Here is a 13,654-nt window from a genome sequence, read left to right as displayed (position 1 = left end):
CCATGGCCGGCGACTTTCTCTCCCAGGACGAGGTAGATGCCCTACTCAAGGGCGTTACCGGCGAGACTGACGAACCCGAAGAGAGCGAGGGCGAAGGGGCTGGCGTTCGCGCCTACAACATCGGCACCCAGGAACGGATCGTCCGTGGCCGGATGCCGACCCTGGAACTGGTTAACGAACGCTTCGCCCGCTACCTGCGGATTGGTCTGTTCAACTACATGCATCGGAATGCCGAGATTTCAGTCGGTCCAATCCGCGTCCAGAAATACAGCGAATTCATTCGCAACCTGGTCGTTCCGACCAACCTGAATCTGGTCATTGCCAAGCCCCTGCGCGGCACAGCCCTGTTCGTTTTTGATCCGAACCTCGTCTTCCTGGTCGTGGACAACATGTTTGGCGGCGACGGACGCTTCCACACACGCGTCGAAGGACGCGACTTCACGCCAACCGAGCAACGCATCATTCAGGGCCTGCTCAACGTGGTGTTCACCGAATACAGCAAGTCCTGGAAACCGGTCTACGACATCAACTTCGAATACATTCGTTCGGAGATGAATTCCCAGTTCGCCAATATCGCAACCCCTTCGGAAATCGTCGTCTCGACGACCTTTACGCTGGAGTTTGGTGGCGCGACCGCGGACATGCATATCTGCTTCCCCTACTCGATGCTGGAGCCAATCCGCGACCTGCTCTACAGCACGATGCAGAGCGACCAGTTGTCATCGGACAAACGCTGGATCGGCACCTTGCGGAAGCAGTTGCAAGGCGCGGAAGTGGAGATCGTCGCACTACTCGGTTCGGGCAAGATAACACTCGGCCAGATACTCAAGCTGAAGGTGGGCGATGTCATTCCCCTTCATATCCCGGATAAGATTGAGGCCTTGGTCGACAGCGTCCCGCTGATGGAATGCACCTACGGGCAGCAAAGCGGCCAATATGCGCTGAAGGTCGATCGATTCATTGCCTCCTCGCCCGAAACACCGCATGCCGAACCGGCAACAGGAGAAAAAAATGGCTGACGAAATGGAAAACATCGAGAGCACCCCCGTGGAAGATGACGGCCAGATCAGCGAGGACGATTGGGCTGCAGCGATGTCCGAACAGGCCATTAGCGATGCCCCTGCCGCGATGGCTGCACAACCGGCCGACATCTTTCCGTCGTTTGGCGGCAACGCAGGTAATGCCGGCATGATGAACGAGCTCGACATGATTCTGGACATTCCAGTCCAAATTACCGTCGAACTCGGCCGGACCAAGATCACCATCAAGAATCTGCTCCAGCTTGCCCACGGCTCAGTTGTTGAACTGGATGCAATGGCCGGCGAGCCGATGGATGTCATGGTCAATGGCACGCTGATCGCCCAGGGCGAAGTCGTGGTGGTTAACGACAAATTCGGCATCCGCCTGACCGATATCATTACCCCTTCCGAACGGATGCGAAAACTCAATCGCTAAACGCCCAGCCTAGTTTCGATTAAGATAGCGGACTAATATCTCCGCATACGGGCTTGGCTTTGTTACGTTTTCTTCTCTTGTTCACTCCTTTCGCTGCGCATGCCGGAGATGCTCCCCCCGTGGGTATTTCGACCGGCACTTATGCCCAGGCTGGCCTCGCCCTAGCCTTGATTGTTGGCCTTTTGGCTGCAACGGCCTGGCTGGCCCGTAAAGTTTCAGGCGGAAAAGGATTTGGCCAAGGTGGCATGAAGGTGCTTGGCGGGGTGGCTCTCGGACCACGCGAAAGAATTGTTCTGCTGGAGGTCGGCAACGACTGGTTGGTGATTGGTATCGTCCCGGGCCAGATCCGTACCTTGCATCGCATGGAGAAAGGTACCGTTCATGACGGCGCCTTATCGGCATCTACCGATAAACCCTTTGCTCAGTGGTTGAATGGCATTGCCAACCGTCAAAGTCATGAATAAGCGCCTGGCAATGACACTGGCCCTCCTGCTTCCGGCAGGACTCGCCTTTGCTCAGGCGGCCGGTGGCCTGCCTGCGGTGACCAGCACTCCGGCAGCGGGTGGCGGCACAACTTATTCGCTGACCATCCAGACACTGCTGTTGATGACAGCACTGACCTTCATTCCAGCCATCGTGCTAATGATGACAGGCTTTACTCGAATCGTGATCGTCCTTTCCTTGCTGCGCCATGCGCTTGGCACGCAGACCGCCCCGCCCAATCAGGTGGTCGTCGGACTTTCCCTGTTTCTGACCTTTTTTGTCATGAGTCCGGTACTGGAAAAGGTTTATACGGACGCCTACGTCCCATTATCGGAAAACAAGATCAACATCATGCAGGCGGGGGAGCGAGCTGCAATCCCGATGCGCAGCTTCATGCTTAAACAGACTCGCGAGTCTGATCTGGCTCTTTTTGCCGGCATCGCAAAAATCGACAAGATCGAAACACCTGAAGATACCCCCCTGCGCATTCTGGTCCCAGCCTTCGTGATCAGTGAATTGAAGACCGCTTTTCAAATTGGCTTCATCCTGTTCATTCCTTTTCTGGTCATCGACATGGTCGTGGCCAGCCTGCTGATGTCGATGGGCATGATGATGATGTCTCCTGTCATGGTCGCACTACCATTCAAATTGATGCTGTTCGTTCTGGTCGATGGCTGGCATCTGGTCATCGGCTCGCTGGTCCAGAGTTTCTCGCCGTGACGCCCGGAACCGTCATGGAAATTGGCCGGCAGGCCATCGAGGTCACGCTCCTGATCTCCGCCCCCATGCTGATCACGGCACTTGTCGTCGGTTTGATCGTCAGCATTTTTCAGGCGGCCACCCAACTGAACGAATCCACATTGCAGTTCGTGCCCAAACTAGTGGCCATGTTTGTGGTACTTCTACTCACAGGCCCCTGGATGATCCAGTACCTGGTGGACTATATCCAGCGCTTGTTTGGCAGCATTCCGCAATTGATCGGCTAGCATGATCAGCATTGGGTCCGCCCAGATTGATGCGTGGATTGTGGCCTTTGTCTTTCCTCTGGCCCGCATCTTGGGATTTATTGCCGCCGCGCCGCTTTGGAGCACGGCAGGCATCCCGAGGCGAACCCGCCTGATACTTGCCATCTCGATCGCAGTAGCCATCACGCCGACCCTGCCGCCAATGCCCGGCGTTCAACCCGGATCGCTACCCGGCCTGTGGATACTTGCGCAACAGATGTTGATCGGGATCGGCATGGGATTCGCCGCCAAGATCGTGTTCACAGCTTTCGACATAGCGGGCGAATTTATCAGCTTCCAGATGGGCTTGGGGTTTGCCACCTTTTACGACCCGCTCAATTCCTCGCAAACGCCGGTCATCACCGAGTTCATTAGCCTGATCGCCCTGCTCCTGTTTCTTTCCATGAACGGGCACCTGCTTTATCTGGCAACGCTGGCGCAGAGTTTTTCGGCTATCCCGGTTAGCGCCACACCGCTTGGCGCATCCTCCTGGCTGAATTTGGCAGAACTAGGGAGCAAAATCTTTTCGGCAGGGCTGTTGCTTTCGCTACCAATCATTGTCGCTCTGATGATTACCAATGTGGCGCTGGCCGTTCTGACGCGAGCTGCGCCGCAGTTGAATCTATTTGCTCTCGGTTTCCCGCTGACCTTGATGGGAGGATTCGTTGCACTGGCCATCAGCCTGAACTACCTCGCCTCCCCACTGCAAGGTATTTTTGAATTCGGCATGAGCGCCATGCTTGGATTTGCCAGCACTCAAAACTAGGTCCTGAGTCCGCCGTTAATTCTGCAGGAAGGAGTCCGCCTGCTGACGCTGGACCAGCCGGATCGTTCCCTCTGCCACTCGCCGAGCCCCGATGGTCTGCGAATCGATACCCTCGGTGTATTCAACGATCTGATAACCAGCAAAGCCCTGCTCATACTGCAATTGAGAGGCACGGCGCTTGAGAATCTGGATCGACTCTCCGGCTCCACCTGTGTGGTAACGCTTCATTTTCATCGCAAAACGATAGGTATCGTCGTTGAGTTTGGACTCTTCGATTTCCCAATTCGGCGCCAGGGGGTCGTAATACAGGTGGATGACCCCGGCGATCAATGCTCCCGTCGCCAAGTTTGCCAAGGAGATCGAACTCTTGGCGGTCAGTTGTATCACTTTATCCGGAATCAGCGGAGAGGAAGAACCTCCCGTCGAACCACACCCGGCCAGCAAACTCGCCAGGAACAATCCGAGAGACAGGGGATTATTCAATTTCATATGTGATCGAACAGCGACAGCTTGGAGGTTAATGCAAACGTAGACTGTGCGGCCTCAAGTTGCAGCTTCTGCTGAGACACGGCAGTCAAGGCGCTGGCGTAATCGAGGTCCTGAAGATTGGAAAGTTGTTCCTCATACTGCAGCTTGCGGTCGCCAGCCGTATTGGTCATGCTTTCCAAAGACGATGCACGTGCACCGACCGTGGAAAGGCCCTTCGATACGGTAGCGATCGAGGCACTAATGTCACCCAGCGCCGTTGTGTATCTACTGGATGAGGCGCTGGCCCCCGGCGTCTTCAAAAATTCAACCATGTTTTGCACGGCGTCGAATACACTGCGCCCCGTCGCATTCCCACTTGAATCCCGTATGCGCATGAAAACATCACTGCCGGGGAGATTCGTTTGAACGGATTCACTGGCGCTGACCTGCAAAGTCTGCGCTCCGTCATCGCCGTTGTAATTGATATAGGCGTTAGCGGGAGAAAGCGAATAGGCACTCGGGTTGGTGGTGCTTGCCGGGTTTGCACTCAAGGAAAATGGCTGAGTCGTGGACTGAAAGCCCGCAAAGACATAACGCCCCGTTCCATCCTGCGAGTTGGCCAGACCAATCAGATTATTCAGACGCTCGGACAACTCGGTGGCAACTGCCGCCCGATCGGTGTCTGAATAGCTGCCATTACCGGCGGCCACCGCTTTTTCGTAGATGTTCTGCAATTGGTCATTAACGCCCCCCAAGATACTGTCCAAGCCATTCAGCTTCGTAGTTGCCGACGCCTGATTCTTGAGATAAAGCGCGTTGACCGAGTTTGCCTGGCTGACGACCAGTGCCTGCGCCGAACCGACCGGATCATCCTTCGGAGTGACGATTTTACGTCCGGTATCAATCTGGTTCTGCAGCGTATACAAACTGCTCTGCAGGCGCTGAATCCCGCTGACGCCACCGTTATAGAGTTGCTGCGTGCTAATTCGCATGCTCATGATTTACTCCTTCGCTCAGGCAATCGATATCAAGGTATCGAATAATTTGCCGGCAATTTCAAGGACCTTGGCGGCAGCTTGGTAGGCTTGCTGGTACTCGACCAACTTGGCAGCCTCTTCGTCCCGGTTAACGCCGGACAAGGACTCTTTTGCTGCGGTAGCCTGTGTCAGCATTGTCGTCTGCGCTTCGGAAGAAACCTCGGCGGAGGCTGTCTTGTTGCCAATGTCGTTGACAAAAGATGCGTAGTTATCCTGGTACGTCGCGTTACCACCCAGCATCGTATTCTGGGTTTGCAGACTGCCAAGCCGGACAATATTGCTACCATCCTCGACACCACTTGTGTTGGTCGCGATAGTGAACGTATCCCCGCCATTTGGAATGCCCGACAGGACCAGCGAAATTCCATTCGGCAAACCTGAAGCGACCGGGGCACTGATGGTAATTTTTGCGCCAGACTTATAGGTCACCGGATCTGTCGTTGCGGCGATGGTGAACGACGATGGCGTCGCCCCTTGAACCGTGACGGTTGTTCCCACCGGGAAGCCGGAAAGACTAGGGGGGGTTGTGGTCGAGCTATAGGTCAAACCAAGGCTAAATGAAGCGACAGGGGTGGGAATGACATAATTGGGGCCGACACTGACATTACTGACGGCTGCTGTCCCGCTGTTGGCCACCCCGGCTGAAGCACGTACTGGCGTTGCTGCCGCCACCAGGCGTGGGTCCGCCGCCACACTTGTATCAACTGAAAACAGGCGAGCCTGGTCGCGAGTTGGCTGAATCAGGAACCTGTCGCCTGCCGCATAGGTTCCACCATTATCGGTAAGGCTAAAACCTTGATCGGCGGTGGCGCTGACGGCTGCGGGTGAAGCGCCGGTCCAGGTCGTATTGTCCGAAAGGCGCTTCAGTGCGTAGTTCGTTCCATCGTATGAAAGCTGGTAGTCGCTGGCATTCAACTTCGTATAAAAATTGGTACCGTTATACGAGGCGCCATTCAGCGTCACCGAAACGACGGCTGTGCTGGTTGAGGCGTTTTTCGTGTTGGCAACTGCCGTCGGGTCGCTGAGTGTAAAAAAGTCCTTGATGAACGATGAGCTGCTGGCCGTATTCCCCAGCAAATCCTGCCCCAGTGCATTCTGGGCATTAAACGTTTTGCTTACCGAAGCCGCCATCAAACCCAACTGATTGAAGGCGGTGTCCAAGGCCTCTCTGCGAAAACTAAGCAAGCCACCGAGTTCGCCGCCAGAAATAAGGCTTTCCGGCAATTCCTGAATATCGCCAGTTTCACCGACCAGGCCAACAACGATCCGCGATTTGTCCGCCGCGGAACCAACCGCTGCCATACTCGTTGCCCGTGACCCCACCACCAGTTGCTGGCCAGTACCGACAAAAACGTTATAGCTACCGTCATCATTTTTTGATGTATCGACCTTAACCAGTTTATTCAGGTCAGCAACCAATTGATCCCGCTTATCCAGCAAATCATTGACTGGCTGACCATTCAAAGACGAGGAGCTGACAATTTTCTGGTTGAGATCGGCAATCTGTCCGGTGTAGCTATTGATCGACTTGACCACGCTCGTGATCTGCGAATTGACCCCACTCTCAAGTTCATCAAGGCGGCTGTACATGCTCCGGAAGCTGGACACCATGCTATCGGCAGCCGAGACCATTGACTGACGGGCCGAAGTCGATGATGGATTGGTTGCCACCGCCTGAATACCATCAAAAAAACTCTGGATGGCAGGCGTCAAGCCGGCTTTTTCATCAGCCAGCATGTTGTCGATCAGTGAGACCTGACCGTAGTAGGTATCCAGCGAACTAACCTTGGCCTGAGCATTCAAGACCTGCCGGTTCAGCGCCTCGCTGTACATACGCTCGACCGTGACCACGTGAGCACCCTGGCCAAAGCCGCCGGCACCAGTCATCACGGTCGGATTGGAGGCTTGCACGACACGCTGTCGCGTATAACCTTCCGTGTTCAGGTTGGAAATATTGTTCGTCGTGGTCAGCAACCCGGCCTGGGCCGCGTTGATTCCTGTCACTGCAATGCTGATCAAACCACTCATTCCCGCTCTCCTTTCCATTTGTTAACGGCACAAATGGAATTAACTTGATCTTTAGCCAAGCAGCGCCATGCGCAGCGTCGGACCATTGATAATCCGGCCCAACTTGTCTGCATATGCCGGGTCAGTGGCATAGCCGGCCCTCTGTAATCCTTTAGCAAACTCAGTGCCATCCTGCGAGCCGATCACTCCGCCATAGCGAGGATTACTCCGTAACATACTGGCGTAATCGCGGAAAGCTTCTTCATAGGACCCGTAAGCACGAAAACGCGCCACCGTCTGCTGCGCCTCGCCATTGACGAACTCGGTCGTTGTCGCATCCACCGTAGCGCCAGTCCAGCTTTTCCCTGCCTTGACACCAAACAGGTTGTAGCTGCCGGCGCCATCGGTACCGCGAATTTCACTGCGTCCCCAACCGCTTTCCAGCGCCGCCTGCGCCACCAGAAACTGCGGAGGGATACCAGTCGACCGCGACGCCTCGACGGCATGAGGCCAGACACGATTGACAAATTCCTTGGAAGAGCCCGCCCCGTCGTTAGCGCTCAGCGCGCCCCCAGCGCTTGCGGAGGCATTAATCGCCCCGTAGGCCGCCGAAGTTGGCAAGCTGCTCGGCACAGGAGTGTATTGCAGATGACGGGAATCGGACCCCGCAAGCGGCAAGGCGGCAGCGGCAGCATTTGCCGGTGCATTAAGCGCAGCCTGCCCCTCTGAACTGACCATGTTGCGCCCCAGTTGTTTCTCGATGAGCTGGGCGAAACCGATTCCCTTGCCGTTGGTGGCAAGATTCTGAGCCATCTGTTGATCAAGCAGGCCGGTATAAAAACGCGAGCTATCGCTGCTCATCAATCCATCCTGCGGCGTCGCATCACGCATGCTCTTGATCACCTGCTGCAGGAACAATGTTTCGAACTGCTGCGCTGCCGCCTTCAAGCCCTGCTGCGGGTCTTTCTGAAACCGGCTGCGCAAATCCTGTGCCGACGTGACATCAAACGCCGCTCGGTTGGGAGTATCCTGAATTCTGGAGGTCATTGAAAATCAGATAACTTCAAGATCAGCCCGCAAAGCGCCGGCTGCTTTCATCGCCTGCAGAATAGCGAGAAGATCGAGTGGATTGGCCCCGAGGGCATTGAGGGCTTTGACCACATCGGCCAGATTGGCACCGGCCTTGACGTTCATCAGACTACCATTGTCCTGCTTGACCTGAATATCAGCTGCCTGACCGAACTGTGGCTGCCCGGCATCAACGACCACCGACAGGCTGCCATGGGCCACGGCGCACGCATCCAGTGTCACCTTCTGGTTCATCACAACCGAGCCGGTACGCGGGTTGATGACCACCTTGGCCACGCCGGCCACCGGTTGCACATCGAGATTTTCGATCCGGCCCAGGAACGAAACGCGGGAATCCGCATCCTCCGGTACTTTGACCACCATCCTTCGGCCATCGACCGCCTGTGCAGTACCAGCGCCCGCCGTCCGGTTTATCGCGTCCACCACTTTCTGGACCGTACCAAAATCACTGTTTGCAAGCTCGTAATAAACAACGCCCCCCTGCCCGACCGCCGTCGGCACAGCGCGCTCGACAGTAGCGCCACCAGGAATCCGACCGGCTGAAAGATGGTTGACCGTCACCTTCGAACCACCCGAGGAAGCGCCCACGCCCCCGACCAGAACGTTCCCTTGGGCAATCGCATAAACCTGACCGTCGGCCCCTTTCAATTGCGTCATCAGCAACGTGCCGCCCCGCAGACTCTTGGCATTGCCCATCGACGAAACAGTGACATCGATCGGCTGGCCCGGGCGGGAAAACGATGGCAGGTTGGCGGTCACCATGGCGGCCGCCACATTCTTCAATTGAAGCTTCTGGGACTGCTCCTGGGTCAGATTGACGCCGAGCTGCGAGAGCATATTGCTCATCGCCTGTGTCGTGAAGGGCGTCTGCGTCGTCTGGTCACCGGTATTGTCGAGTCCGACAACAATGCCGTAACCGATCAACTGGTTGCTACGCACCCCCTGAATGCTGGCCAGATCCTTGATCCGCTCGGCCAATGCCGGTTGGCACCAGAGCGGCAACACACAGGCGGCCAGAATTGCCGCATGCCGGAACACTTTGCCGCCAATTGTCTTCATGATGCGCCTCCGCGAGAAACTCCCTAGAACGGCATCACATTAAGGAAGAATCGTGCCAGCCAGCCCATGACCTGACCATCGCTGACCTGGCCAGACGATTTGTATTCGATCCGGGCATCGGCAATCTTGGACGAATCCACCACATTGAAGGCATCAACAAAGCTGGGATTCACAACACCGGAGATGCGTACGAATTCCTGCTCGCTTCCGATCGCCACCTGCTTTTCGCCGGAAACCAGCAAATTCCCGTTGGGCATCACATCGATCACGGTGACCGTCATGTTGCCGGTAAAGATATTGTTATTGGCGGCCTCACCCTTGCCGCTGAAAGCAGTCGAGCTGCTAGCTGACATATCCATCGCCCCCGGCAGGACCCGGCCAAACATGCCGGTCGAAGCACCCAGGCCATATTTCTGGGCATTGGATTGGTCGACCTTGTTGTTCGACTTGGTCGAGGCCGTTGTGCTCTCGGTAATCTTGACCGTAATCGTATCGCCAACGAAACGTGCCCGGCGATCCTCGAACAACGGCCGGCTGGAAGCAGCCTGGTAAATGGAGCCATTTCCGTTGGCCATCTCGAAACGCGGCGACGGACGAGCCGTCATCGGTTGGTGCACATTGGTCGGCGGCACTGTCGAACACCCGGCAGCCAGCACCAGCGAAATCAGAACTAGGCGTTTCATGGCATTACCTCACAGCTGGGTCAGGCGGCCCAGCATCGCATCCGAGGTCGACACCACCTTGGAATTCAGTTCATAGGCGCGCTGGGTCTGGATCATGGTAACCAACTCCTCGGCAACGTTCACGTTGGAGGTCTCCACGTACCCCTGGTTGACGATACCGGCACCATTCGACCCCGGGGTATTGGGCGTTGGAGTACCGCTCGCAGCGGTTTCCAGAAAGAGGTTCTGGCCGGCGCTCTGCAAGCCAGCCGGGTTGATGAAGGTGGCCAACTGGATGCTGCCGATCTGCGTCGTGGCGGCACTCCCTGACTGGGTGACCGACACGGTTCCATCGGTCCCTACCGAAACCGACAGGGCATTCGAGGGGATAGTGATGTTCGGTTGCAGCGGATAACCATCGGAGGTCACGATCTGGCCTTGATTATCCTTCTGGAAGGAACCGTCGCGGGTATAACCAGTTGTTCCATCCGGCAGCAGAATCTGGAAAAAACCATTGCCCTGGACGGCAATATCGAGCGTGTTGTCGGTCTTCTGCAAATTGCCTTGAGTAAAGATGTGGGCGGTCGATACCGGTCGCACACCTGTACCGAGCTGAAGCCCGGTCGGAATCTGCGTCTGTTGCGAAGACTGCGCACCAGGTTGCCGCAAGGTTTGGTAGAGGAGATCCTCGAACACAGCCCGCGAACGCTTGAAGCCGTTTGTGCTGACATTCGCCAGGTTGTTGGAAATAACATCGAGCTGGGTCTGCTGGGCATCCAGGCCGGTACGGGCAATCCACAGGGAACGGATCATGATTCAGGTCCTATCAGGAATTCAGGGACAGCAACTGATCGGCACGCTGGGCGTTCGTATCGGCTGTCTGTAGCAACTTTATTTGCATTTCAAACTGGCGGGAAAGGCTGATCAAATTCACCATCGCATCGGTCACATTGACATTGCTGCCCTCCAGCGTGCCCGCTGCCAGCTTGACGTTGGCATCAGCAACTGCCGGCTGATTATTACGCAGCCGGAACAGGCCATCGGCGCCACGAACCAAATCCGCCTCCGGGGGATTCACCAGCTTGATACGACCGATCGCATTGGCATTGTTCGGCGTGCCGAAAGTCGGCACGACCGATACCGTGCCATCCGGGGCGATCTCGATCGTGTTGTCGGGCGGTATGTTGATCGGTCCACCATCACCAGCCACCGGGTATCCACTCTTCGTCTGCAACAAGCCGGTGACATCGACATCCAGACTACCGGCGCGCGTGTAGGCCTCGCTGCCATCCGGCAACTGGACACCGATCCAGCCCTTACCCTGGACCGCCACATCCAGGTTGCGGCCGGTAAACATCAACGGCCCTTCGTCCATCACATCGCTGACCGATGCATCCACCACAAATGCCCGCGTCGGCATGCCTTCGCCCTGCACCGGCACGGCCCGGAAACGATGCTCCTGAGCCTTGAAGCCGATGGTGCTGGCATTGGCCAGATTGTTCGCGGTGCCGGCCTGCTGCATGAAAACATGCTTGGCGCCGGTCATTGCGGTGTAGATCAGACGGTCCATTTAGTCAGCTCCGGCTTGCTTAGCGAATATTCACCAAGGTCTGCATGATCTGATCCTGCGTCTTGATCGATTGTGCATTCGCCTGATAGTTGCGCTGCTGGACGATCATGTTGACCAGTTCAGCAGTCAGGTCGACGTTGGAGTCTTCGACGGCGCCAGACTGCAGAACACCAAACGTCCCGGTATTCGGCGTGCCAATCATCGACTGACCGGAATCGGCTGTCTCAATGTAGTCGTTGTTGCCAATCGACATCAGACCATTCGGATTCTGAAAATTGGCGAGAACAATCTGCGCCATGTTACGCGTCTGGCCGTTGCTATAAACGCCCTGGATTACGCCATTATCGCCAATCGTCAGACTGCTCAGCTGGCCAGAGGCATAACCATCCTGAGTCTTCGAGGCAATGGCAAAATCACTGCCATATTGCGTCGAACCGGCGAAATTCATGGCAAAGCTGAGTGGCGAAGTCGCGCTGTTTGTCACAACGTTAGCCGGTGTGCTCAAGTTGGTAGCCACACCATTCAGGTTCACCGCCAAAGTTGCCGGGGTCGTCGGCGCCAAATAGGCGCCGGTAGAATCAAAGGTCATTCGCAGCGGCGAGCCGCCAACATTCGCCTCACTGGTTCCATCAACCTGGTAATGCACATCCCAAGCCCCGGTTGTCGTCGGATTCGCAAGCACCTCGGCCGCGGTTGGCGCGCTCTTGACGAAATACATGGTCATCGTATGCGCATTGCCCAAGGTATCGTAGACAGTGACCGCATTGGAGTAATTGTAGGTAGAGGTGTCCGGGACATTCGTTCCCGTTGGACTGGTCCACGCCGTTCCTGGAACCTTGTCGGTCGAATTAAGATTCAGCGAGAACCTCACCCCGTCGCTGGTCGCACCTGTTGCCTGGGGAGAGATCGGAGCCGTATCGACCTTGATGCCGCTTGGCGTCGAAGCAACAATTTTTCCCTGGGCGTCGGCGGCATACCCAGTCAGGTTTTCCTTGTTGTCGTTAACGATATAGCCCGTTGAATCCAGATGGAACTGACCGTTTCTGGTGTATCGCACCGCGCCATCCTGCGTCATCCGGAAAAATCCGTTGCCATTGAGCGCTATATCCAGCGAATTGCTGGTCGTCGTAATGTTGCCCTGGGTGAACTGCTGGGCGATGGCACTGGCCGAAACACCAATACCAACTTGAGAAGCGCCACCGCCAGCCAGCGATGCCGCATAGACGTCGGCAAAATGTGTCGACGCCGACTTGAAACCAACCGTGCTCGCATTGGCAATATTGTTACTAGTAACATCCAGCGCCTTGGAGGAGGTATTTAGGCCGCTCAGCCCTTGTTGGAATGCCATTGCTGTCTCCCGAAATCACATGAACTGCAGAACGTTATTGAAGGCCACCGTCTCACCGGAGCTCAACTCCAGCACAAACGACGAGCCGCTCTTGACTACTGCAGAAACCGTGCCAACCTGAATCGGCGTCGCCGTCACAGCAGTACCGGCAGCGCTGGTTGCGGCAACCGAGAAGGTATATTTCCCATCGGACAGTTGATTGCCACTAGCATCCTTGCCATCCCAGTTGAACGCGACAGTGCCGGCTGACTGCTTGCCCAACTCCTGCGTCTGCACAACCTTGCCGCTACCGTCCTTGATGGTGACCACCACGGAGTTGGCAGCACTACCCAACGTCACCCCGCCTTGGGATATACCGCTCGATAGCGCTAATCCGCTTCCCTCGACCAGCACTTGCGAACCGATTGCCCCGGCGGCCTGCAAGGCTTGTGAGGTGTTGTATGAAGAAAGCAGGCTGGTCAGCGTCGTATTCAAGCCCTGAATACCTTCAAGGGTGCTGATTTGGGCCAACTGCGACGTCATCTGCGCGTTATCCATTGGATTCAGCGGATCCTGATTCTTCAACTGAGTGGTCAACATGGTCAGGAAGCTGTCCTGCAAATCCGCAGCGGTGCTGCCAGAAGTGGAGCTGGCGCTCGACGAACTGCCGCCATTTAGCGCATTGATGATGCTGGCACTGCTGTTTGTTGAATTAACGGTAGTCATT

16 protein-coding genes are annotated in these 13,654 nt (G+C 56.2%); 6 read left to right on the top strand and 10 right to left on the bottom strand.

Annotated elements, in window-relative coordinates; all coding sequences use genetic code 11:
- Window positions 1-2: 2 nt before the first annotated feature.
- From fliM to fliR, 6 genes are all read left to right on the top strand, one after another.
- Window positions 3-1,019 (top strand): flagellar motor switch protein FliM, encoded by a 1,017-nt coding sequence (gene fliM, locus DARO_RS03955; RefSeq protein ID WP_011286531.1) that lies wholly within the window; start codon window positions 3-5, stop codon window positions 1,017-1,019.
- Window positions 1,012-1,455, top strand: a complete 444-nt coding sequence (gene fliN / locus DARO_RS03950; RefSeq protein ID WP_011286530.1) for a flagellar motor switch protein FliN — start codon at window positions 1,012-1,014, stop codon at window positions 1,453-1,455. The genes fliM and fliN overlap by 8 nt, the downstream gene beginning before the upstream one ends.
- 119 nt (window positions 1,456-1,574) lie before the next feature.
- Window positions 1,575-1,919 carry a flagellar biosynthetic protein FliO gene (gene fliO / locus DARO_RS03945; protein WP_049758476.1) on the top strand — a complete coding sequence of 115 codons (345 nt, stop codon included), beginning with the start codon at window positions 1,575-1,577 and terminating at the stop codon, window positions 1,917-1,919.
- Entirely contained in the window at window positions 1,912-2,658 is a 747-nt protein-coding gene (gene fliP / locus DARO_RS03940) for a flagellar type III secretion system pore protein FliP (protein WP_011286528.1), read from the top strand. Before fliO ends, fliP begins: the two co-directional genes overlap by 8 nt.
- Entirely contained in the window at window positions 2,655-2,924 is a 270-nt protein-coding gene (gene fliQ / locus DARO_RS03935; protein ID WP_041224194.1) for a flagellar biosynthesis protein FliQ, read from the top strand. Before fliP ends, fliQ begins: the two co-directional genes overlap by 4 nt.
- A 1-nt stretch (window position 2,925) precedes the next feature.
- Window positions 2,926-3,708, top strand: coding sequence for a flagellar biosynthetic protein FliR (fliR, locus tag DARO_RS03930; RefSeq protein ID WP_011286526.1), 783 nt, complete (start codon window positions 2,926-2,928; stop codon window positions 3,706-3,708).
- 15 nt (window positions 3,709-3,723) lie between these two features.
- Here fliR and DARO_RS03925 read toward each other — a convergent pair whose 3' ends face one another.
- The 10 genes from DARO_RS03925 to DARO_RS03880 are packed head-to-tail and all read right to left on the bottom strand — an operon-like array spanning window position 3,724 to window position 13,653.
- The gene (locus tag DARO_RS03925; RefSeq protein ID WP_011286525.1) at window positions 3,724-4,197 is read right to left on the bottom strand and encodes a hypothetical protein; all 474 of its coding nucleotides are present in this window, start codon (window positions 4,195-4,197) and stop codon (window positions 3,724-3,726) included.
- Complete coding sequence (gene flgL, locus DARO_RS03920) at window positions 4,194-5,174, bottom strand: flagellar hook-associated protein FlgL (protein ID WP_011286524.1); 981 nt, start codon at window positions 5,172-5,174, stop codon at window positions 4,194-4,196. Before flgL ends, DARO_RS03925 begins: the two co-directional genes overlap by 4 nt.
- Window positions 5,175-5,189: 15 nt before the next feature.
- The gene (gene flgK / locus DARO_RS03915) at window positions 5,190-7,241 is read right to left on the bottom strand and encodes a flagellar hook-associated protein FlgK (RefSeq protein WP_011286523.1); all 2,052 of its coding nucleotides are present in this window, start codon (window positions 7,239-7,241) and stop codon (window positions 5,190-5,192) included.
- A gap of 51 nt (window positions 7,242-7,292) precedes the next feature.
- Window positions 7,293-8,267, bottom strand: coding sequence for a flagellar assembly peptidoglycan hydrolase FlgJ (flgJ, locus tag DARO_RS03910; protein WP_011286522.1), 975 nt, complete (start codon window positions 8,265-8,267; stop codon window positions 7,293-7,295).
- 6 nt (window positions 8,268-8,273) lie between these two features.
- Window positions 8,274-9,368: a flagellar basal body P-ring protein FlgI gene (locus DARO_RS03905; protein WP_011286521.1), complete on the bottom strand. Its 1,095-nt coding sequence runs from the start codon at window positions 9,366-9,368 to the stop codon at window positions 8,274-8,276.
- A 23-nt stretch (window positions 9,369-9,391) separates the two neighbouring features.
- Window positions 9,392-10,051, bottom strand: a complete 660-nt coding sequence (locus DARO_RS03900; RefSeq protein ID WP_011286520.1) for a flagellar basal body L-ring protein FlgH — start codon at window positions 10,049-10,051, stop codon at window positions 9,392-9,394.
- A 9-nt stretch (window positions 10,052-10,060) separates the two neighbouring features.
- A complete protein-coding gene (flgG, locus tag DARO_RS03895) occupies window positions 10,061-10,843 on the bottom strand; it encodes a flagellar basal-body rod protein FlgG (RefSeq protein WP_011286519.1) in 783 nt (260 codons plus the stop codon).
- Between the two features lie 13 nt (window positions 10,844-10,856).
- Window positions 10,857-11,600 carry a flagellar basal body rod protein FlgF gene (locus DARO_RS03890; protein WP_011286518.1) on the bottom strand — a complete coding sequence of 248 codons (744 nt, stop codon included), beginning with the start codon at window positions 11,598-11,600 and terminating at the stop codon, window positions 10,857-10,859.
- Between the two features lie 19 nt (window positions 11,601-11,619).
- Window positions 11,620-12,948 (bottom strand): flagellar hook protein FlgE, encoded by a 1,329-nt coding sequence (flgE, locus tag DARO_RS03885; protein WP_011286517.1) that lies wholly within the window; start codon window positions 12,946-12,948, stop codon window positions 11,620-11,622.
- A 15-nt stretch (window positions 12,949-12,963) separates the two neighbouring features.
- Window positions 12,964-13,653 (bottom strand): flagellar hook assembly protein FlgD, encoded by a 690-nt coding sequence (locus tag DARO_RS03880; RefSeq protein ID WP_011286516.1) that lies wholly within the window; start codon window positions 13,651-13,653, stop codon window positions 12,964-12,966.
- Between the last annotated feature and the right edge of the window lies 1 nt (window position 13,654).

This window comes from Dechloromonas aromatica RCB (assembly GCF_000012425.1).
Note: the sequence above shows the minus strand (reverse complement) of the source record. Positions and strands in the feature narration are given on the sequence as shown.